Source organism: Paenibacillus mucilaginosus 3016 (assembly GCF_000250655.1).
GTDB lineage: Bacteria > Bacillota > Bacilli > Paenibacillales > NBRC-103111 > Paenibacillus_G > Paenibacillus_G mucilaginosus.
Map to the genome: position 1 here is coordinate 1,045,766 of NC_016935.1, position 19,485 is coordinate 1,065,250.

The following is a 19,485-nucleotide window of genomic DNA, read 5'->3' on the forward strand; positions in this document are numbered from 1 at the left end:
ATCGTATGCCCCTTGGGGTGTTCGCTAAGGCGGTTTTTTGTATTGCACCCAAAGAAGGCTGAAGTTATGAATGGAAACGGACGGGGTTTGGCGCCCGGTGAAGTGCTGGATGACCGGTACCGCGTGGTCCGGCGTCTGGGCAGCGGAGGCATGAGCAGTGTGCTGCTGGCCGAGGATCTGAAGCTGAAAGGTAAATATTGGGCGATTAAAGAGAGCTGGACCGGCCGTGCGGAAGAGGCGGGAGAAGCTTCGGAGGAAGAGCGGGCCCGACGCCGGGCGGTGATGGCCGAGGCGGAGACGATGAGCAGGCTCAGCCATCCGAACCTGCCGGATATCGTCGATGTCAAGGGCCCGGACCGGCAGGGGTATCTGTATCTCGTCATGGATTACATCGAGGGAGAGACGCTGCAGCAGCGCTTCGAGAGGCAGGGGCGCCGGGCCGGTGAGGAGGAAGTGGCGGACTGGGCCCTGCAGCTCTGTACGCTGCTGGACTATCTGCATTCCCTGCAGCCGGCGCCGCTGATCCACCGCGACCTGAAGCCGGCGAATCTGATGCTTGACGGCAGCGGCCGGCTCCGGCTGATCGACTTCGGCACGGCCCGCAGCTTCAAGCCTGAGCAGCCCGCCGACACGGTCTGTCTCGGCACGGTAGGCTTCGCGGCTCCTGAGCAGCTCGAAGGCCGACAGAGCGACGCGCGCACCGACCTGTACGGGCTCGGCGCGCTGATGTACTACCTGCTCTGCGGCGGCCGCTACTACCGGCCCGGCGCCGGGGCCGAAGCCGCCCTGCCGGCGGGGCTGGCGCCGCTCGTGCTGCGGCTGCTGCGGGCCCGCCCGGCGGAGCCGGTGCGGGCGGCCCTCCGCCGGGCGATGGCGCCGTGGCTGCGGTCGTGGCTGCCGGAGGGCTTTGACAGCCCGGCTGCCCGGGATGCGCGGCAGGCACAGGCCCGTTTCGGCGGCGGCTGGCTGCAGCGGCTGTTTTTCTGAGCGGATGCCCGAAGAGGCGGAGCCTGGGGCTTGCTCTTCCCAGGCCGACAGCGGGGTTGGATTGATTCAGGAGCGGGGCATTTGTTCTGTAGATATGTTCTTAATAAAGAACAACCCAACATAGAGGCTTTTATTTACGAGAGGAGAGAATGAGGTGCAGAAGGCATGGATCGCCGGCACGCTCGGCTGCCTGCTGATGGGCGGCTCGGTGACGGGATATTGGCATTTCATGAAACATACGGAATTTCGCGTGCAGACGATGGAGACCGTCAAGCCCGTCCGCATGCTCCACAGCGGCGAAGTCGTGCAGGCGTCCCTGCTCCGCAAGGAAATCATCCCGGTCGCAGCCCATCAGGCGGACGCGGTCACACGGATGGAGGACGTCATCGGGAAGACGGTGCTGGTTCCGCTGGCCAGCAGCGAGGAGCTCGTCGCCTGGAAGCTGGATGACCGGCGGATGGTGCCCGGGGAGGGCGAGCGGTATTTCAGCTTCCGGACGGATGCGGCCGCCAACGTGAACAATATGGTGCGGCGCGGCGACCGGGTCGATGTCTGGGTGGAGTTCGACCAGCCCAAGGGGGTTGCCACGCCCGGCGGAGCGCTGTATACCGTCGGTGCGGTAAAGATTATCGAAGGGCTTCCGGTCACCGGCGTGAAGACGCCCGAGGGCGTTGAGGTGACGGATACCGGCGGACTCGAGGCCGTGGTGGAACCGGCACGCTCCCAATACAGGGAGGCCCGGTCGAAGGCGGCCGGCAAGCCGGAGCTCAACACCTACATTATGAGCGACGAAGTGTTCGAGGCTTACTCGCTCGGAGGCATGGGGGGACGGATCAAGCTGGCGCTTCCCGATCTCACGGCTCCGGCCGGCGCCTCAGGCACCGTTACACCGCTGTTCCGCCAGCTGAAGGAAGCGGACGCGTTTACCAAAACAAAGCCCCAGGTCCGGTTGAACGGGGAGCCGGACCCGGGCCATATGACAGGGGCCGCAGGCGGGGGCGCGAAGGCCGGCGCGGAAGCCGCACCCGCTTCTCCTGCCGGTTCCCCGGTCCCCCAAGCGAAGGAGGTTAACCCACAATGATAAAAATCCTGGCAGGACTGCCTGCCATTGAACTCGCGGAACGGTGGAAAAGCAAGCTGGGCGGAGCGGGGGAGACTGACGTGGTCAACGTTTACGGTGCCGAGGCTCTGCTCTCCAGGCTGCGCGAGCCGTTCGATCGGATCGTGGTCCATACCGGCCTCTTTTATGACCGGTACCCCTGGGAATGGATGGAGGAGATCCGCAGAACCCAGCCGCAGGCGGAAGTCACCGTAGTGCTCGATGAGGGCGTCTGCGACTCCTTTGGGCTTGAAGCGGTCTGCCGGCTGGCCGCGGTGCTCGATTACCGCACCGTCCCCGCCGGGAGCCGGGAGGAGGAGATGCTCGATATTCTCGCCGCTCTTACGCTCGGCGGGACGCCGGAACGCGCTCCGGCTGCCGAAGGGCAGGGGCTCGTAGCGGCCGTGTGGTCAGCGGCCAGCAAGGACGGGGCCACGACGGTGGCGATCAATACGGCCCTCGCCTTGGCATCCGCCGGCCGCCTGCAGGTCGGCCTGATCGACGCCAATCTGCGCAACCCGGAGATCCGGCCCCATCTCAACCTGATGGACCGCGGGCAGAGCCACTTCAAGCTGCGCCCGAAGATGCATACCGGTACGCTGCAGGCCGATGAGCTGCTCGAGGGCTGCACCTCCTACCGCAGCCTGCCGGGTCTCCACATTCTGACGGGTTCGCCGCGCCGGGACACGGCGCAGGACGTGACGCCGGATATGATGGGCGGGCTGCTCGATGCCGCCCGCCGGGCGTTCGATATCACGATTGTCGACGTCAACGCCTACCCGGACAATGCGGCCACGGTCTGCAGCGTGAGGGAGGCGGATGTCCGCTGGCTTGTCACCCAGAACAACTATGCGTCCTACCAGACGAGCTGGAACGAGTGGTACAACTGCTATTGGCGCTACTGCGGCCTGCAGCCTTCGGACATCTCGCTGATCGTCAACCGCTGCTCTGCGGGCGACAAGCCGGAGCGGATCGCCGATGTGCTCGGCATGCCGCTCGCGGGGACCGTGCCGAATGTCGGCAGCGGGCTCGGCCTGCAGTCCGTGCACGAAGGCGTGCCGCTCTATCTCCGCCCGAAGGCGGAGGCCTTCTCGGAGGCGGTGGAGCGCCTGGCCGCCCTGCTGTCCCCGGAAGCGGCTGCCGAACCGGCGCTGCACGCGAAGTCCGCCGCCGTGCCGAGGCTTGCCCGCTGGGCGGCGCGGTTCACCGCGATGTTCGGATAGGGGGCGGGGTAGCGATGAGTGCAAGGAACACCGCTTCGCCCCGCATGGCGCCAAGGGTCCGCTTCGATGCCGGCCGGTATGTCAAGGACCTGCTGCAGGCGCAGCAGTCCCTGCCCGGTCCGGGCCACTTCCCGGGGCCGGCGTCGCAGGGCTCGCGGGGCTTCCGCCGGCTGGCGCTTTCGGAAGCGGTCGGCGTCGTGTACGAGCATCTGACGGAACGCTCCCAGAACGACCAGGAGCTGTACCACGATATCCTGCAGGCGGGTCTCGGGGAACCGATGGCCCAGGCCCGGATGAAGGCGGTCATCGATACGCTGCTGCTCGAGTACCGGATTGAGGTCGACCCGCGCACGCTGATCTCTCCGCTGAGCGCGACCGACTGTGTATTTGCCCAGACCTGCGGAGCCAGCCTCCTTGAGGATTTGTACCGTCAGCCCGACGTGGAGGAGGTGCAGGTCATCGGCTGCGACATCTACCTCCTGAAGCAGGGGGAGATGGTACGGCATCCGAGACGGTTCGCGGCACTGTCGGATGTCGTGCTGCTGCAGGACCGGCTGTCGCTCTGCGGCAAGAAGCCGATCAACGAACGCCAGCCGTTCGTCCAGTCCTACATGTGGAACCGGTCGCGCCTGGTGATGACCCGCGCGCCTTACTCCGACGTGCCGAGCATCCATATCCGCAACTTCATCGTGAAGGACGTGACGCTGGAGGTGCTGACGGAGCTCGGCACGGTCGATGCGCGGATGGCCCGGCTGCTGTCGCTGCTGGTCCGCTACCATGCGAGCATCCTGATCGGCGGCGGGACGGCCACGGGCAAGACGACCTTACTGTTCGCCCTCGCGCAGGAGATCCCGGAGAACGAGCGGATCCGTACGCTCGAGAAAGAGTTTGAGGTGGCGCTGCGCGAGCGGCTGCGGGGCAGCCGCAATATTCTGGCTGTCCGTGAGGTGGAGGAGATCGGCCTGTCGATGGAAGAGTCGTTCAAGCCGCTGCTTGTGATGAGTCCGCACTGGGTGATCGTGGGGGAAGCGAAGGGCTCCGAGGTGTCCCAGATGGTTCAGGGGGCCCTGAGGGGACACGACATGATGGGGACGATGCATACCAAATACCGCGAATCGTTCATCAGCGATGTCGTCGACATGATCAAGCAGGACGGCCGCCAGCATGATTCGGCCGATACGGTGCGCCGGGTGGCGCGCGCCTTCAATATCATTATCTTTTTGCGTGTTGTGCGGATCGGCGGTCGGGCGGTGCGCATCGCCACCGAGATTACCGAACTGTCGGTGGATGACGGAGGGCAGGTGCGGATCAGCCCTCTGGTGGAGTGGGATTACGGGGCAGGCACCTGGCACTTCACAGGACATACGCTCTCGCGTCCCCTCAGGGAGCATCTGATCGCCGGCGGCGCCCGGCCGGAGGAATTCCGGGAGCTGGGGGTATGGGAGCCATGAGCGGCGGGTCCTTTCTGCTGCAGCACTTGCTCCAGGGCTTGTTTCTCGGCGCGTGGGCCGGCGGATCGCTGCTTCTGCTGCTTCCGCTGATCCGGGCGGTCCGAAGAGGGGCGGTGCGCTACCGCCGTCTGCAGTCCCTGAATGCGGGAACCGCTCTGCCTTCGGTCCGGAGGGAGAGGGGTCTATGGAGCAGGCTCGTTTCCCGGGGTCCCCTGAAGCATCTCAGGGAAGAGATGGAGATTGCCGAGATGCGGGCAGGGGTCGAACCGGTTCTGGCGCTGATGCTGATTCTCGCCTTCGGCGGCTGGTTCGGGGCCGAAGCGGCGGTGAAGCTGCTGCAGGCCAAGTTCGCCGTGGGTGCCGACCGGCAGATTCCAATTCAGGCCTGGCTCTTAAGCTCGGGGGCCGCCTTGTTCCTGGCCTCCCTGCCTTACTTCTGGATCCGGTTCCGGGTTCAGCAGAAACGCCAGCGCATCGCGCTTCGGATGATTGCCGTCGTGCAGAATCTCATCGGCCATTACCGTCCCCGGCTCACGCTGGCCGAGGTGATCGTGAAGTCATCGGATTCCATGCCTTACGAGGTGCGCAGCGAATGGCGGCGCCTGGAGCTTGCCCTTCATATGAAGGGCGTGCAGGAGGCGCTCTACGACTTCGCCCGGCGGGTGGATAACGAGTGGGGCGACGATCTGGCGGATCTGCTTCTGATCGGCTCGCACTACGGCACCGATGTGACGGAGGCGCTGCATCACCTCACGCTGCGCATGCAGACGGCGAAGCGTCTTGAAGAGAACCGGCTGGCCATGATTACGGTCTACCGGCTCGGCACGACCTTTATGGCCGGCTTCGCCTTCTTCGTGGTGGGCTTCAATATATACGCGGACGGCACGAATTACAGGCACTATTTTGTGGATCCGGCAGGCCGGATGCTCCTGCTGGCCTCCTTCGCGGTGATGTTCGTCTCCATGGTCATGGTGGTCCGTTCGGGCCGCAGAGCGTTTTAGACAAAAAGGGGGTTAGGCCTTGTTACCCGGTGTCTCTGGTTTATTACTGTGGAATGCGGCATTCCTGCTGGCCTTTGCCGCCGGCAGTGCGATGCTGTGGCTTCCCCTGCTCGGCCGGCTGCGGCTGGGAAGGGGAAGCCGGCTGGCACTCCTGCTGGAGCGGGCGAAACAGGCCAAGGAGCGGCGGCGTTTTGTCGGGGGCGGGGAGCGCAGCATCACGATGGCGGAACGGAATTTCCGGGAAAAGGCGCGGCTTGCCGGCCTGCCCCGGGAGTGCACCTATGCCCGCTTCCAGCTGCTGCGCGCAGGCATGGCCGCCTCCCTCCCGCTGATGGCTTTCGCGGCACAGCCGCCTTCGGCCGTGCCCCTCTCCGAATGGAGCGGCGGCACCTGGCTGGGCCAGCTTCTGCTGTATGCCGTGTGCCTGGCGTTCGGCTGGTGGCTCCCCATGCTGCTTGTCCTCGGCGCCGCCGGTCATAAACGGACACAGCTGCTGCTCGAGATTGCAAAGCTGTCGCACCGGCTGTCGGTCTGCGTCAGCGACAAGGCGGACCTGCGCGACATGCTGGTGCGGGCGGGACGGCCGCTGAAGCTGCTGCAGCCGCATATTCAGGAGCTGGCGGTGCTGTGGGGCAAGGACCGGCACGAGGCCATCGCCCGGTTCCGCGACGCGGTCGGCATCACGGAGGTCTATCCGCTGGTGAACGCCCTGGAGGCCATTTCCCTGGCGGAGGCCAAGGAAGTGGCGCTGGTGCTCAAGGAGCAGACGGCGGGGATCGAGGCCGCCCTGTCGTCGGAGGTGACCCGCAGGCTCGAGAATGCGCCGGTATGGATTTCGTTTTATATCATGATTCCCTTCGCGATGATCGTGCTCTTGTTTCTGTATCCCTGGGTCATCACGATCTCTTCGCAGCTGATGACTTCGTTTCAGGGCTGAAGAGGGCGGCCAAGCTGAAGGCAGAAAGGATCGCACCGCAATGTCCAAGCTTATCATTACTGTTCTTGTCTCGGTGCTGCTTGGGGGTTCGGCCCTGTATGTGGTCGGGGGCCAACTGGTGCCGGCGGTCGGAACGGCGGGCGTCCATACCCGCTCGAATATCGAGGATGCGTTTCAGTAAGAATTTATGGTTTCTTTCATGCTTTACACCCTATCACAACATACACGAGAGGATGGAATCACATCATGGGAAAATTGGTAATTGCTTGTTTGATGACGGTACTGCTTGGAGGAGCCGCGATGTTCCTGGCCGGTTCGAAGGTGGGACCTGCCGTGGGCACGAAGGCGGGCAACCTCAATACGAGCATCTCTACCGCGACGGTCAACCAGACGAGCGGCACGGTCACCGCGACGGCACCGTAAACGCGCCATGGGCAAGCTGATCACGCTGTGTCTGACAGTGGTGCTGATCTTCGGCATCTGCACGTACATCTTTCGTCCGCAGGGCGGCAGCGGATTGACGGAAGAGGTCCGGGACGGTCATGAGACCGTCACCGGCACCCTGCGGGGCTTTGATTATGTTACGGATTAACGGTCTGCCGTCGTGTATTTTCGGAGCAGGCCGGCCCTTTAGCTCCGGTTGGGTTCAGAGGCTTGCTGCCCTATTCAGAGATGAACGGGGCGTCTCCAACCTGCTCGTGACGCTTTTCCTGCTGCCCCTGCTGCTGTTCCTGATGTTCGCCATCGTACCGGTTTTCGTCTATTCCATGAAAGGGGCCCATATGAACACGGCCGTCAGCCATGCGCTTAAAGAAGCGGAGGCGGTCGGCTACGTTTCGCCGGAGGTCGCCGCGAGGCTGAATGACCGGCTGGCCGCGCTGGGGATGGGCGGCGTTACCGTGAACGGCACGGGATACCCTTCCTATGCCGGCAGTACGGCAGGCAAGGTGCTGCGCGACGCTGCCGATCCGACGGTGAAGCTCGCCGTCAAGTATCCTGCACCCAATCTCTCCCGTATGCTGAGGGCGATCGGAGGCCAGGGAGGCGGGGAAGCCGCCGAGGGCTTTTATTACATTGTTCTTTATGGAAGAAGCGAGGCTTATGAGTAAAAAAGGAGGACGGCTCCGGCGGACCCTCAAAAGGGAAGAGGGCGGCGTCCACATCCTGCTGCTGGGCTTCTTCGGCATCGCGTTTGCCGTGCTGCTCTGGGTCACGGTGTTCAACTGGCTGATGCAGACGGGCAGCCTCGGCAAAGCAAAGTCCGTGCTGAACCACGCAGCTCATGCCGCTTCTTTATCCATCGATGAGGCGGAGGCCGCCCACGGGCGGCTGGTGTGGGATGAAGCGGCGGGGACCGAATCGTTTTACCGGTCCCTGCGCCTGAACCTGAAGCTGGATGAGGAGCTGCGGCCCGAGGCCGGCAGCATGCTGCAGGAAGCCCCGGCGGTACAGCTGCTCGAATTCGTGACGAATCCGACCTATCCCTATGTGGTGCGGCGCTCCGTGACGATTCAGGAGGGCGGAGCGGGCCGGACCACCAGGAACGTGGAGGTAACGGTGTACGGCCCCTCCGTCGTGGCGGTGCTGGAGATCCACCGGCCGCTGCTGGGAAAGGGACGGAGCGAGCCTTCGCTGATTTCCTCCGTCGCCAGTGTCCGGATGCGGTAACCGGCCGGGATGCTTCCATGCACTCTTCCCTAGCGCGTATAGTTATTGGGGGCGGCTGTTATTCGACGCCGTACCGGGCGCCGAGCTTCCCGGTGCGAAGGGCCGCTCCTGCCGGCTTCCCTGCGATTCTCCGGGCAAAGGCGGAGAAGCCTTTGCAATCTGCCTCTTCAGCGCGTAAGGTAAAAGGTAACTGATTTTATATTACCGCTGACGGAGGCTGGGGACATGAGCGAATATCGGATGCGTATCGAGCGGCTGCAGCAGAAGCTGCTGGCGGAAGGCCTGGATGCCTTTGTCGTCACGCAGAATGTGGATTTGTATTATTTGACGGGTTCCATGCAGACGGGCTATCTTCTTGTGCCCGCCGCGGGGGAGCCTCGTTTTTTTGTCCGGCGCAGTGTGCACCGGGCGCAGGAGGAGTCGGCGGTGCCTGTGGAAGCGCTCGGTTCGTTCCGTTCGCTGGGACAGCAGATTACGGAGGCTTTTCCGGCCCTTGGGTCGGCGGGGAAGATCCGGCTTGCGGCGGAGTATGACGTACTCCCCGTGCAGCAGTTCCTCCGGCTTCAGGACCTGCTTCCCCATGCCGAGTGGGCGGACGGCTCACTTCTGATCCGCGAGCTCCGGATGATCAAGTCCCCCTATGAGCTTGGATGCATCCGGGAAGCAGCCAGGCTGATCGACGAGGCGCTTGAAGATGCGCTGGGCCGGCTGCAGGCCGGGATGACCGAGGTGGAGGTTATGAGCGGCGTGGAGCACTTTATCCGCCGCCGCGGCCATCTCGGATTGATGCGGGTGCGGGGCTATAACCAGGAGATCATTACAGGTATGCTCGGTGCCGGTGAGGCGGCGGCTGAGCCGACTTACTTCGACGGGCCTGCCGGCGGCCGCGGCCTCAGCCCGGCGAGTCCGCAGAGCGCCAGCCGCCGGCCGATCGGAGCGGGGGAGCCGATCCTGATCGACATCGGCTGCTGCGTGGACGGGTATGTCATCGACCAGACCCGGACGGCCGTCATCGGAGAGCTTCCAGAGGATCTGGAGCGCGCGTATGCGGTGTCCGAGGACATTCTCCGACGTACCGAGGGGATGCTGAAGCCGGGAACGCCCTGCGACAAGCTGTATACCCAGTCGGTCCAGTGGGCGAAGGAAGCCGGGCTTGCCGAGCATTACATGGGCTTCGGCGGCGATCAGGTCAAGTTCCTCGGCCACGGCATCGGACTTGAGATCGATGAGCTCCCCGTTCTGGCGCGGGGCTTCAAGTACGGTCTGGAGCCGGGCATGGTGATCGCCATCGAACCGAAGTTTACGTTTCCGAAGCGGGGAGTGGTCGGGATCGAGAATTCCTATGTGATTACGCCGGACGGCTTCGAGAAGCTGACGATCTCCCGTGAGGGGCTGCTGCGTCTGTAGACGGGGAGGCTCCGATGGATGGCCCTTGGCCTTATAAGAAGCGTTTATGCAAAGCCGAGACGTTCCCGGAATCCCTCCTGAATCTGCTCCATATGGTGCAGCAGATGGTTCACATAATCATCGAGAAGCCAGGAGAAGGTCGCTTCCGTTCCGTCCGGAAGAATGCAGGGCTTCGCATACTCTTCCTCGAGGGCACCCGATACGGCGCTGAGCACCCGCTCGTTGCTCCGGACCCAGTAATCGAGCAGCTCACCTGGCGTGAAGAGGGTCTGGTATTGATTCCTCCGGACCCACTCGTCCTGCTGGTAGCCGGGGAGGCTGACCGGTGAATCGGACACCAGAATGCTCTGGAAGCGGGTATGGTTCACGCCGGCCGAGTCACACAGGTGCCCGAGGATTTCGTGCTTCGACCAGCTCGCCGGGGCCGGCTTGCGGAGGAAGTCCTCCTCAGGAATGCTGCGGACCGTGCGGGGGACGGCATGAAGCAGCTCCCTGAGCTTGCTGACGGAGGGGGTACCGGTGACCAGGCGGATATGCGCCAGATGGTGCCGGCCGTGCCAGGCGTAGATGCCGATGTTGGCGTAGAGGGGGACGATCCCGCTCTCAGGGTGGCGGAACGTGCGCGAGAGCTGATCGCCTGACAGGCTGCGCAGCAGCAGGGTCCAGCGGGCATGCAGCTGCTCCAGCAGCACCAGGGAGAGCTCGACGGGAGCGTCCAGCGCATCGTCGAGCTCCGCCCAGCGGTCCTCGCGGTACGGCTTGATCGTCGGCTCCTCCTCGGTCAGCGCGAGCTTGAAGCGGACATAGGAGTTCATATGGCTGTCGGCCATGTGATGCACGACCTGCCGGACCGTCCAGCCGCCCTCGCGGTAGGGGGTATTCAGAAGCTTCTCGTCGGCACCGGACAGCGCAGCGCGCAGCTCGGAAGGAAGCCTTTCTATCTCGTCGATCCATGCACGGACTTGGGACGGTTCGGCTTCTGCCGGTGGTGTGAAAGTGCCGATCGGAAATTGTCTGGAAATGAGGGAGTTTGTCATCAAGGGATCCCGCCTTTGGCTTTGGAATGGGGCGCAGCCCGCTCTTCGGGAAGAGACACGCTTTGGGTGCCGCCGGTTGTTAATTACAACGATACCATGATCATGGCATCGAAGTTAGCTATTGTTTTCGATGCATCTAATCGATAATATCGATACATAGAGGCGTGCACGGTCGGCGTTGTTTTTGCGAAGGAGAATGATCATGGATCTTACTTATCTTCACACCTTCTGTCTGGTGGCAAGGCTGCGGAGCTTCACGAAGGCGGCCGAAGAGCTCGGCTATGTGCAGTCCAGCGTAACGGCACAGATCCAGAAGCTGGAGCGGGAATACGGCGCTGCGCTGTTCGAACGCTTCGGGCGCGGCATCCGCTTGACGCAGGCCGGGGAAGAGCTGCTGAAGTACGCGCGGGAGATGCTGCAGCTGCACGAGGAGGCGAAAGCGGCCGTCTCCGCCCAGGCTTCCGGGCGGATCGTGATCGGTACGATCGAGACGCTGGCCGCATTCTTCCTGCCGCCGCTGCTCCAGCGCTTCCGCAGGCTGTACCCGGGGGTTCAGGTGGTGCTTCAGCCGGGCTCGGAGGCGGAGATCATCGCCCGGGTCCGTGAAGGCGAATGCGATGTCGGCCTGATGCTGGACCGGGCCTACACGGGCGGAGAGTTCGTCTGCCTGCAGCTGCGGGAGGAAGAACTCGTCCTGCTGGCCGCCCCGGATCATCCGCTCGCCGGCTCGGCCGAACCCCTGAAGACTCAAGCGCTTGGCGGCCACCCGATGATCGTGACGGAAGAGAGCTGCACGTACCGGTCCGCTCTGGAGCGGGAACTGCGCGGGGAGGGCGTGCCTTACTTGTTCGCGTATGAGCTGGGGAGCGTGGAGGCTATCAAGCAGTGTCTGGTCCACGGGCTGGGGGTCGGGCTTCTGCCGGCTATCGCCGTCAGAGAGGAGCTGGCTTCGGGCAAGCTGGCCGTCCTTCCTTACCGGCTGCCGGGACCGCCCTTTTACACGCAGCTGATCCATCATCCGAAGAAATGGGTCTCCGCTTCCCTGCAGTCTTTTATAGGACTATTATCCTCCAGGTAGTCTTGTCGGAATAAGGCGGTTTCTATCATTGCCTATCCTCTCAAATAATGATAATATGATTAGAATCATAATGAAGCTCTGCCACCATTGCAGGTAAGATTCATGGGCATTTACTATCGGATACTCTATGATTTATATACAAGATATCATTCATGAATCAGAAGCAAGGGCCGGTTGAACCAGGAGGGGGAACGTCCATGCTGCGTTTGGGACAAAAGGTTTATATCGTCGGAGACAGCTTTGAGCAGCATCTGCCGATCGGTGAGTATGGGTATGTCATCGCTTATGAACGCAATGCAGACAACGTATTCGATTATGTCATTCGCATCCCGAAGCTGAATAAGCATGTGTTTGTTCCGGCATCCGATGTGGAGATGGAAGAAGTGCTGGTGCAGCAGGAGGTAGACCGTCTTGAGCGCGAGTCCCTCATCGATTTCGCCCTGGCGACGAAGAATGAGGAGCTGTTCCGCCGCATCATGAACGGGGACGGCGAGATCGCCGAAGAGCCGGTCAAGGACGTGCAGTCCAATGAGGATTTTATCAAACAAATCGGCCTCAAGGCCTGGATTTAACACATAAATAACCGGCAGCGGGCAGCCCTTAACGGGATGCGCGAAGCCGGTTTTTCTTTTGCCGGTAAGGCACGGTGCAGTGAATCCGGCATCCATGGTTGCGGCTAACCCCACAATCCTCCGACCTCGGGCTTGGGACCGCCTGATGCCGGGGAATGTGGCTGCTGCCGTGCGGCCTTGCCGTCACAGCCACGGAGCGGGACGGGCTCCGCCGGCAAGAGGCGCCGCCGCCGGCTTGCCGAGCAGGTAGCCCTGGGCCAGGCGGATGCCTGCGCTGCGGCAGTATTCCCACTCCTCGCGGCGTTCCATGCCTTCGGCCAGCACGGAGGCGCCGAAGGAGGCGGCCCGCTCCAGAATTTCGCGGATGCGCTCCTGCTTCCCTTCGTCCTGGTCGCAGCGGTCCACGAGGCCGCGGTCGATCTTGACGAAGTCCGGCTGAAGGGCGGTCAGGACTTCGAGGGTGGAGAAGCCGGAGCCGACATCGTCGAGCGCCACCTTCATGCCGTGCTCCCGGTATACCTTGAAGATGCTGCGCAGATGTGCAATATCCTCAATGCGCTCGGTTTCCACCACCTCGAACACAAAATCCGCCGGATCCAGCGAGCAGCGGTCGATGGCCGCGAACGTGTGGCTCAGGCAGTAATTCGGATTGTAGATCGAGGAAGGCAGGAAGTTTACGAAGCGTTTCGTTCCGGGAGACAGATGCCTGGCGCTGACTTCGATGGCGGAGATGCGGGCGGCGCGGTCCAGGAACGAATGCAGTCCGGTTGCCTGGGCGGTCCGGAACAGCTGATACGGCTGGAACGACGGACCGTCCTCGGCTGCGCGGAGCAGGAATTCGTAGGCAAAGACCTCTCCGGTCTCCATCTCTACGATCGGCTGCATGTGGCTTGTGAAGTCCGCTTCCATGATGAGCCGGACAAGGCCGTGATTCTCCAGCCGGGCAAAAAAGTGGTTCAGAGACACGGCCGCAGGCTTGCCTTCGCCTTGGCCATGCCCTCCGGCGATGGTAAGAAGCACTTGCTCCCTTTCTTCCGGGGAGAGGGCGAGCTGCAGCTCGTGCAGCTTCCCGAGCAGCTCCTCCTGTGATTCGTAGCGGAAGGTAACGGGTGAGAAGGAGCCGCCGGTTCTTACGTGCCCGTTGATTTTATGCTGCACCTCGGGGCGGCCGGAACGGACGGTAACGATACCTCGGTCCTCGATCGGTGCAACCCGGCTGCACGCGGAGCATTCCATAACTGTTCTCTCCTTTATGAAGGGTGGCAGGCTTGCTGCTCTTCTCTTATTTTTATCGGAGGGCGGCTCTTCATTTGTTATCTGCAATCCCTTCCTGCACCTTGAACGGTCATTGAGTTTCCCGGTGCATCTGGGCTATAATAATAAGAATGATTTGGAAGAGAGTGAGGTGCAGACCATGAGTGTCACCATCAAGGATGTCGAACATGTAGCGGGTCTGGCGAGGCTTGCGCTGTCGGAGGAAGAGAAGGAACGCTTCACCGAGCAGCTCAACGCGATTCTGAAGTATGCCGAACAGCTGAATCAGCTCGATACGGACGGCGTCGAGCCGACCAGTCATGCCATGCCGCTGGTGAATGTGCTGCGGGAGGATGAGCGGCGGGAATCGCTGCCGATCGAGAAAGTGCTGCTGAACGCACCGGATGAAGAAGACGGCCAGATCAAAGTGCCGGCTGTGCTTGAATAAAGGAAGGGTCAGGGAAGGGAGGATGTCCGCTTGTCTTTGTTAACATTACGTTTGCAGGAAATACATAACAAGCTTCATGCCAAGGAAATTACGGTCTCGGACCTGGTGGACGAGTCCTATAAGCGGATCGCCGCGGTGGATGGCCAGGTACGCGCATTCCTTACACTGGATGAGGAGAATGCCCGCGCGGCGGCGAGAACGCTGGACGGACAAGCATCGGGCGGAACCCGGGGGCTGCTTTTCGGGCTGCCGATCGGGATCAAGGATAACATCGTTACCGAAGGCGTTACGACGACTTGTGCCAGCCAATTTCTCAAGAATTACAACCCCATTTACGACGCGACGGTGGTCCGCAAGCTGAAGGCCGCCGAGGCGGTATCGGTAGGCAAGCTCAACATGGACGAGTTCGCGATGGGCGGCTCGAACGAGAACTCGAGCTTCCACGCGACCACGAACCCGTGGAACGCCGAGTATGTGCCGGGCGGCTCTAGCGGCGGTTCGGCCGCGGCGGTGGCGGCAGGCGAAGTGTTCTTCTCTCTGGGCTCCGACACGGGCGGCTCCATCCGCCAGCCGGCCGCTTACTGCGGCATTGTCGGCATGAAGCCGACCTACGGCCTTGTGTCCCGCTTCGGTCTCGTGGCATTCGCGTCCTCGCTGGACCAGATCGGCCCGCTGACCAAGAACGTTGAAGACAGCGCGTATCTGCTTCAGGCGATCGCAGGTCACGACCCGCAGGATTCGACCTCGCTGAATACGGAGATTCCGGACTACGTGAGCGCACTTACGGGTGATGTGACGGGGCTGCGTGTAGCCGTACCGAAGGAATACCTTGGCGAAGGCATCGATCCGAAGGTGAAGGATGCCGTACTTTCGGCACTCAAGGTGCTCGAAGGCCTTGGGGCGGTGGTGGAGGAAGTCTCCCTGCCGCATTCCGAATATGCGGTAGCCACTTATTATCTGCTCGCTTCCTCGGAAGCTTCTTCGAACCTCGCCCGCTTTGACGGGGTGCGCTACGGCGTGCGTGCGGAGAACCCGAAGAACCTCATTGATATGTACACGAAGTCCCGAAGCGAAGGCTTCGGCGATGAAGTCAAGCGCCGGATCATGCTCGGCACTTATGCCCTGTCCTCCGGCTACTATGATGCTTACTACCTTAAGGCTCAGAAGGTACGCACGCTGATCAAGCGCGACTTCGATCAGGTGTTCGAGAAGTACGATGTGGTGATCGGCCCGACGGCTCCGACGCCTGCGTTCAAGCTCGGCTCCCAGGTGGACGATCCGCTGACGATGTACCTCAACGATATTCTGACGATTCCGGTGAACCTGGCCGGCATCCCGGCGATTTCGGTGCCTTGCGGCTTTGCGGACGGTCTGCCGGTCGGCCTGCAGATCATCGGCAAAGCGCTGGACGAGTCCACGGTCCTCCGTGTGGCCCACGCGTTCGAGCAGAACACCGACTTCCACAAGCAGCGCCCGTCGCTGTAACCGAAAGGAGCAACCTACGTGACAGCAGCAACCGACAAGAAGTATGAAACGGTCATCGGACTCGAGGTGCACGTCGAACTGCATACGCAGTCCAAAATTTTCTGCGGCTGCTCCACCGCATTCGGGGCCCCGGCGAACACGCATACGTGTCCCGTCTGTCTCGGTCACCCGGGCGTGCTTCCCGTCCTGAACAAACAGGCGGTGGAGTATGCGATGAAGGCGGCCATGGCGCTGAACTGCCAGGTGGCAACGGAGAGCAAGTTTGACCGCAAAAACTATTTTTACCCGGATTCCCCGAAGGCTTATCAGATCTCGCAGTACGACAAGCCGGTCGGCGAGCACGGCTGGATCGACATCGAAGTGAACGGCGAGACGAAGCGCATCGGCATCACCCGCGTCCATCTCGAGGAAGACGCCGGCAAGCTGACGCACGTGGACGGCGGCTATGCGTCCCTCGTGGACTTCAACCGCGTCGGCACCCCGCTCATCGAGATCGTCTCGGAGCCGGATCTGCGTTCGCCGGAGGAAGCCCGCGCGTATCTCGAGAAGATCCGTGCGATCATGCAGTACTGCGACGTGTCGGACGTGAAGATGGAAGAGGGCTCGCTGCGCTGCGACGCGAACATTTCCCTGCGTCCTTACGGGCAGGAGAAGTTCGGCACGAAGGCCGAGCTCAAGAACATGAACTCGTTCCGCGGCGTACAGCGCGGTCTGGAGTATGAAGAGTGGCGCCAGGCGGATGTGCTGGAGAACGGCGGCGAAGTGGTGCAGGAGACGCGCCGCTGGGATGAAGCCCAGGGCAAGACGCTCAGCATGCGCGGCAAGGAGCAGGCGCATGACTACCGCTATTTCCCGGATCCGGATCTTGTGGCGCTGCATATCAGCGACGAGTGGAAGGACCGCGTGCGCGCCTCGATTCCGGAGCTGCCGGATGCCCGCAAGAAGCGCTATGTCGGCGAGTACAATCTGCCGAGCTACGATGCGGAGGTCATTACCTCGCAGATGAAGCTGGCGGACTTCTTCGAGGAGAGTCTGAAGTATACGCAGGACGCCAAGGCCATGTCGAACTGGATTATGGGCGAACTGCTCGGCTATCTGAATGCGAACGGGCTGGAGCTCGAAGACGTGAAGATCACGGGCAAGGGCCTCGGTGAGATGATCGGCCTGATCGAGAAGGGCACGATCTCGAGCAAGATCGCGAAGACGGTGTTCAAAGCGATGCTGGAGTCGGGCAAGGATCCTCAGGTGATCGTCGAAGAGCAGGGGCTCGTGCAGATCAGCGACGAAGGCGCCATCGCGGCTATCGTCGATACGATCATTGCGAACAACCCGCAGTCGGTTGCCGACTATAAGGCGGGCAAGGAGAAGGCCGTTGGCTTCCTGGTCGGACAAGCGATGAAGGAAACCAAAGGCAAGGCCAACCCGGGTATGCTCAATAAGCTGATTCTGGAGAAGCTGAACGGAGCATAATCATAGCATTCAAAGAAGTGGTATACCGGCTGGAGAGAGGGCATAAGGCTCCCTTTCCGCGCAGGGATACCACTTTTTTAAAAGTCTAAGCATAGGATATCTCGCCAGGGCTCAAAGCCCTTTATCGCGAATAACAGGGAACGCATCACTCGCGGACGCTCGTCTCGCGCTGGAGGATCGGAGGCTTCGGGATGATACGAAACATCGACCTGAACAAGATGTCGGAGGTGCTGCCGCTGTTGGAGCTCCAGCAGACGGCCTACCGCCTGGAAGCGGAACTGATGGGCATGGAGGATGCGCCTCCGCTGCTGGATTCCCCTTTGACCCTGAAGGACTCCGGGGAATCCTTCTTCGGATATTACGAGGGGGAGCAGCTTGTGGGAGCGGGCGCCTGCAAGCAGTGCCGCAAAGAGTTTTTCATCTGCCGCATGATGGTGCATCCCGATTTTTTCCGGCGGGGGATCGCTTCCCGGCTGCTGCAGCATATGGAGACGTTCGCTCCGCCGGGCATGCCCATACGCGTAGCCACCGGGACCAGGAACGAGCCGGCCGTCAAGCTCTACGAGAAGCATGGCTACGTGCCCCACAAGGTGCACGTAGTCGCCCCCGGCGTTACCCTGATGCAGTTCCAGAAATGAGGTAAGCCGCAAGCTCCGGCGGTGATCCTTCTATCGTGCGGCTCTTCAGCCGGCCTTCCTCCAATTCGAGGAACAGCCGGCTGTCGTCATGTGCGTTATAACACACCGACAGGGATCCGGGGCCTGCCGTCCTCCATTGGGGGATGCGGCTGGCATCCTCCGTATACGCGGCCCACTCCTCGCCGGTTCGTATCCCGAGCAGTGCTGCCTCCGGAGTGCTCAGAACCTCCAGGATCACTCCGCCGGCTCCGCCTCTCAGTGGGGAGGACAGCGAGAAACGATCCAGCTTCTCGGTAACGGTGTACCCGTGGAGCAGCCGGAAGGAGAGGAACACGCCGCTGTCCAGCCGGGCCGAACCGCCGCTCTCCGTAAAGTGCCACGCCCCCTTGGGGAGGCATCCGACCAGGAAGTCCGCTGTATCCCCGGGGCAGCCGACAGGGAGAGACCACAGCTGAACTACCGTTCCCCGGTGGAAGAGGACCTCTCCATAAGGGCTGGCGTGACGGTCATCCCCTTCCCGGTAGTCCGCGCCGGGATGGAAGAAGAGGAGCTGGTTTACCGACTCCTGTGACCGGCGGCCGGATAAAGGAAGCGTGAGGGCCCAGCGGATCTGTTCGTTATCGAATTCCTCCCTGCGTTCCCAGATCCCGCCGAGGGCGTAATCCGGGGTACGGTACAGGTACGTGTGCGCCCAAGCTTCGGCCGGTCCTTCTACACCCGCGAACCCGATCCTGCGGCAGATCTCATGCGGCCGGACGGAAGCCGCCGCCGTATTCCGGACCGCCCCGGAGACTTCATACGTGAACAGCGCCGCGCCTTCCAGCCGTGGAAAAGCCGTGGGTGCAGGGAAATCGCCGAATTGAATGTAATCGTGAGACGTATTTCTGTCCCGCGGGGCATCATGCGGCCATACCCTCGAACGGGCGCCGGCCCAGGCTCCCGGCACATACGCCTCGGCCCGCAGAAGCCAGAGCTTCTCGAGCAGCTGCTCCACAAGGCTCCGCGTTTCAGGATCTTCAGCGAGCTCCCAGACGCAGGTGAAGGCCTGAATCCAGTGCCAATGCCAGGGAAGGCAGCCGTATTCTTTGAACCCGAACCTTTCGATCTGCTCCAGGATCCGGAGCGTGCAGGCTTTGCCCTCCTGCAGGAGGGACTCGTCTGAGAACCGCTCGCCAAGCAGAAGCTTCTGAGCCGTGTGCTTTGCCTCATGGTGGTTCAAGGCATGCAGGCGATGCCTGTATACCGGGCTCCGGTACAGATGCTCGAGTGAGGCGCTCATCATATTTGCCAAATCTTCAGGAAGTCTGGAGCCGTACCGCTCATAGAATAAAAGGAGCAGACAGCCCATCAGCTCCACCGGAAGCGGATGGGGCTTTGCTTCCGTTGAGGTTTCACCAAGATGCAGCGGCCAATGGCCGTACGTAGCACTGGAGGAATCGCGGTCCTGCAGGAGCAGAACCCGTCTTAATACGTCGGCTGCAAGGTCCCGGCCCGAGCTTCGGAGGGAGGGCGCCCAAGACTCCGCTCCGTCTGCTGTATAGGCGAACAAATGGGTCGCAAAATAAAAGTTGTCACGCAGATCGGAGTGAAACCATAAGCCGCTGGACAGGAGCGGAAGCGTCAAAGCTTGTTCCGCAGCATGCCGGAGGACCTGCTGTCTTCTCTCTTGTACGGGTGTTACAGGCGTCATAGGGTTCCTGCCTTCCTGAAACGGAGTTGAGTTTACGAAG

At 62.0% G+C, this 19,485-nt stretch carries 21 protein-coding genes and 1 pseudogene; 18 read left to right on the forward strand and 4 right to left on the reverse strand.

Annotated features, from left to right (window positions below; translation table 11 throughout):
* The first annotated feature begins 66 nt into the window (after window positions 1–66).
* The 12 genes from PM3016_RS04630 to PM3016_RS04670 all read left to right on the forward strand — a co-directional run bounded on the left by PM3016_RS04630 (window position 67) and on the right by PM3016_RS04670 (window position 9,773).
* Window positions 67–987 carry a serine/threonine-protein kinase gene (locus tag PM3016_RS04630; RefSeq protein ID WP_014368593.1) on the forward strand — a complete coding sequence of 307 codons (921 nt, stop codon included), beginning with the start codon at window positions 67–69 and terminating at the stop codon, window positions 985–987.
* Between the two features lie 154 nt (window positions 988–1,141).
* Window positions 1,142–2,068, forward strand: coding sequence for a CpaB family protein (locus PM3016_RS04635; RefSeq protein ID WP_014368594.1), 927 nt, complete (start codon window positions 1,142–1,144; stop codon window positions 2,066–2,068).
* Window positions 2,065–3,309: a CpaE/TadZ family protein gene (locus PM3016_RS04640; RefSeq protein ID WP_014368595.1), complete on the forward strand. Its 1,245-nt coding sequence runs from the start codon at window positions 2,065–2,067 to the stop codon at window positions 3,307–3,309. Before PM3016_RS04635 ends, PM3016_RS04640 begins: the two co-directional genes overlap by 4 nt.
* 14 nt (window positions 3,310–3,323) lie before the next feature.
* Window positions 3,324–4,760 carry an ATPase, T2SS/T4P/T4SS family gene (locus tag PM3016_RS04645; protein WP_014368596.1) on the forward strand — a complete coding sequence of 479 codons (1,437 nt, stop codon included), beginning with the start codon at window positions 3,324–3,326 and terminating at the stop codon, window positions 4,758–4,760.
* Window positions 4,748–5,761: a type II secretion system F family protein gene (locus PM3016_RS04650; protein ID WP_014368597.1), complete on the forward strand. Its 1,014-nt coding sequence runs from the start codon at window positions 4,748–4,750 to the stop codon at window positions 5,759–5,761. The genes PM3016_RS04645 and PM3016_RS04650 overlap by 13 nt, the downstream gene beginning before the upstream one ends.
* Before the next feature lie 19 nt (window positions 5,762–5,780).
* Window positions 5,781–6,698, forward strand: a complete 918-nt coding sequence (locus tag PM3016_RS04655; protein WP_014368598.1) for a hypothetical protein — start codon at window positions 5,781–5,783, stop codon at window positions 6,696–6,698.
* Window positions 6,699–6,738: 40 nt separating this feature from the next.
* The gene (locus PM3016_RS38405; protein WP_013914767.1) at window positions 6,739–6,879 is read left to right on the forward strand and encodes a hypothetical protein; all 141 of its coding nucleotides are present in this window, start codon (window positions 6,739–6,741) and stop codon (window positions 6,877–6,879) included.
* A gap of 65 nt (window positions 6,880–6,944) precedes the next feature.
* Window positions 6,945–7,121 (forward strand): hypothetical protein, encoded by a 177-nt coding sequence (locus PM3016_RS38410; RefSeq protein WP_013914768.1) that lies wholly within the window; start codon window positions 6,945–6,947, stop codon window positions 7,119–7,121.
* A gap of 7 nt (window positions 7,122–7,128) precedes the next feature.
* Window positions 7,129–7,290, forward strand: coding sequence for a hypothetical protein (locus PM3016_RS38415; RefSeq protein WP_013914769.1), 162 nt, complete (start codon window positions 7,129–7,131; stop codon window positions 7,288–7,290).
* A complete protein-coding gene (locus tag PM3016_RS04660; protein ID WP_238540443.1) occupies window positions 7,277–7,807 on the forward strand; it encodes a hypothetical protein in 531 nt (176 codons plus the stop codon). Before PM3016_RS38415 ends, PM3016_RS04660 begins: the two co-directional genes overlap by 14 nt.
* Entirely contained in the window at window positions 7,800–8,366 is a 567-nt protein-coding gene (locus PM3016_RS04665; RefSeq protein WP_014368600.1) for a hypothetical protein, read from the forward strand. Before PM3016_RS04660 ends, PM3016_RS04665 begins: the two co-directional genes overlap by 8 nt.
* Window positions 8,367–8,591: 225 nt before the next feature.
* Window positions 8,592–9,773 carry a M24 family metallopeptidase gene (locus tag PM3016_RS04670; RefSeq protein ID WP_014368601.1) on the forward strand — a complete coding sequence of 394 codons (1,182 nt, stop codon included), beginning with the start codon at window positions 8,592–8,594 and terminating at the stop codon, window positions 9,771–9,773.
* A 44-nt stretch (window positions 9,774–9,817) separates the two neighbouring features.
* On the opposite strand, the gene PM3016_RS41065 is transcribed toward PM3016_RS04670, so the two are convergent.
* Window positions 9,818–10,315 (reverse strand): DinB family protein, encoded by a 498-nt coding sequence (locus tag PM3016_RS41065; RefSeq protein WP_238540576.1) that lies wholly within the window; start codon window positions 10,313–10,315, stop codon window positions 9,818–9,820.
* Window positions 10,304–10,810, reverse strand: a pseudogene (locus PM3016_RS41070) (YfiT family bacillithiol transferase); the annotation flags it as partial. The pseudogene PM3016_RS41070 and the gene PM3016_RS41065, both read right to left, overlap by 12 nt.
* 202 nt (window positions 10,811–11,012) lie before the next feature.
* Between PM3016_RS41070 and PM3016_RS04680 the strand changes: the two are divergent.
* Together PM3016_RS04680 and PM3016_RS04685 are read left to right on the forward strand one after the other, a co-directional pair.
* Window positions 11,013–11,888: a LysR family transcriptional regulator gene (locus PM3016_RS04680; RefSeq protein WP_013914774.1), complete on the forward strand. Its 876-nt coding sequence runs from the start codon at window positions 11,013–11,015 to the stop codon at window positions 11,886–11,888.
* A 197-nt stretch (window positions 11,889–12,085) separates the two neighbouring features.
* Window positions 12,086–12,460 carry a hypothetical protein gene (locus PM3016_RS04685; protein ID WP_014368603.1) on the forward strand — a complete coding sequence of 125 codons (375 nt, stop codon included), beginning with the start codon at window positions 12,086–12,088 and terminating at the stop codon, window positions 12,458–12,460.
* Between the two features lie 183 nt (window positions 12,461–12,643).
* On the opposite strand, the gene PM3016_RS04690 is transcribed toward PM3016_RS04685, so the two are convergent.
* Window positions 12,644–13,696: an EAL domain-containing protein gene (locus tag PM3016_RS04690; protein ID WP_014368604.1), complete on the reverse strand. Its 1,053-nt coding sequence runs from the start codon at window positions 13,694–13,696 to the stop codon at window positions 12,644–12,646.
* Between the two features lie 178 nt (window positions 13,697–13,874).
* Between PM3016_RS04690 and gatC the strand changes: the two genes are divergently transcribed.
* The 4 genes from gatC to PM3016_RS04710 all read left to right on the forward strand — a co-directional run bounded on the left by gatC (window position 13,875) and on the right by PM3016_RS04710 (window position 17,755).
* Entirely contained in the window at window positions 13,875–14,162 is a 288-nt protein-coding gene (gatC, locus tag PM3016_RS04695; RefSeq protein ID WP_014368605.1) for an Asp-tRNA(Asn)/Glu-tRNA(Gln) amidotransferase subunit GatC, read from the forward strand.
* 30 nt (window positions 14,163–14,192) lie between these two features.
* Entirely contained in the window at window positions 14,193–15,647 is a 1,455-nt protein-coding gene (gatA, locus tag PM3016_RS04700) for an Asp-tRNA(Asn)/Glu-tRNA(Gln) amidotransferase subunit GatA (RefSeq protein WP_014368606.1), read from the forward strand.
* 18 nt (window positions 15,648–15,665) lie between these two features.
* Window positions 15,666–17,117 carry an Asp-tRNA(Asn)/Glu-tRNA(Gln) amidotransferase subunit GatB gene (gene gatB / locus PM3016_RS04705; RefSeq protein WP_014368607.1) on the forward strand — a complete coding sequence of 484 codons (1,452 nt, stop codon included), beginning with the start codon at window positions 15,666–15,668 and terminating at the stop codon, window positions 17,115–17,117.
* A 191-nt stretch (window positions 17,118–17,308) separates the two neighbouring features.
* Window positions 17,309–17,755, forward strand: a complete 447-nt coding sequence (locus tag PM3016_RS04710; protein ID WP_013914780.1) for a GNAT family N-acetyltransferase — start codon at window positions 17,309–17,311, stop codon at window positions 17,753–17,755.
* Here PM3016_RS04710 and PM3016_RS04715 read toward each other — a convergent pair.
* Complete coding sequence (locus PM3016_RS04715) at window positions 17,730–19,445, reverse strand: hypothetical protein (RefSeq protein ID WP_014368608.1); 1,716 nt, start codon at window positions 19,443–19,445, stop codon at window positions 17,730–17,732. The two genes, PM3016_RS04710 and PM3016_RS04715, sit on opposite strands and share 26 nt — an antisense overlap.
* Window positions 19,446–19,485: the final 40 nt, after the last annotated feature.

Coding starts and splice junctions, on each gene's coding strand:
- PM3016_RS04710 (WP_013914780.1), top strand. CDS start 17,309: ATGATACGAAACATCGACCTGAACAAGATGTCGGAGGTGCTGCCGCTG.
- PM3016_RS04685 (WP_014368603.1), top strand. CDS start 12,086: ATGCTGCGTTTGGGACAAAAGGTTTATATCGTCGGAGACAGCTTTGAG.
- PM3016_RS04640 (WP_014368595.1), top strand. CDS start 2,065: ATGATAAAAATCCTGGCAGGACTGCCTGCCATTGAACTCGCGGAACGG.
- PM3016_RS04670 (WP_014368601.1), top strand. CDS start 8,592: ATGAGCGAATATCGGATGCGTATCGAGCGGCTGCAGCAGAAGCTGCTG.
- PM3016_RS04680 (WP_013914774.1), top strand. CDS start 11,013: ATGGATCTTACTTATCTTCACACCTTCTGTCTGGTGGCAAGGCTGCGG.
- PM3016_RS38410 (WP_013914768.1), top strand. CDS start 6,945: ATGGGAAAATTGGTAATTGCTTGTTTGATGACGGTACTGCTTGGAGGA.
- PM3016_RS04715 (WP_014368608.1), bottom strand. CDS start 19,445: ATGACGCCTGTAACACCCGTACAAGAGAGAAGACAGCAGGTCCTCCGG.
- PM3016_RS04660 (WP_238540443.1), top strand. CDS start 7,277: ATGTTACGGATTAACGGTCTGCCGTCGTGTATTTTCGGAGCAGGCCGG.
- PM3016_RS04645 (WP_014368596.1), top strand. CDS start 3,324: ATGAGTGCAAGGAACACCGCTTCGCCCCGCATGGCGCCAAGGGTCCGC.
- PM3016_RS04665 (WP_014368600.1), top strand. CDS start 7,800: ATGAGTAAAAAAGGAGGACGGCTCCGGCGGACCCTCAAAAGGGAAGAG.
- PM3016_RS38405 (WP_013914767.1), top strand. CDS start 6,739: ATGTCCAAGCTTATCATTACTGTTCTTGTCTCGGTGCTGCTTGGGGGT.
- PM3016_RS04650 (WP_014368597.1), top strand. CDS start 4,748: ATGGGAGCCATGAGCGGCGGGTCCTTTCTGCTGCAGCACTTGCTCCAG.
- PM3016_RS04630 (WP_014368593.1), top strand. CDS start 67: ATGAATGGAAACGGACGGGGTTTGGCGCCCGGTGAAGTGCTGGATGAC.
- PM3016_RS04690 (WP_014368604.1), bottom strand. CDS start 13,696: ATGGAATGCTCCGCGTGCAGCCGGGTTGCACCGATCGAGGACCGAGGT.
- PM3016_RS38415 (WP_013914769.1), top strand. CDS start 7,129: ATGGGCAAGCTGATCACGCTGTGTCTGACAGTGGTGCTGATCTTCGGC.
- gatC (WP_014368605.1), top strand. CDS start 13,875: ATGAGTGTCACCATCAAGGATGTCGAACATGTAGCGGGTCTGGCGAGG.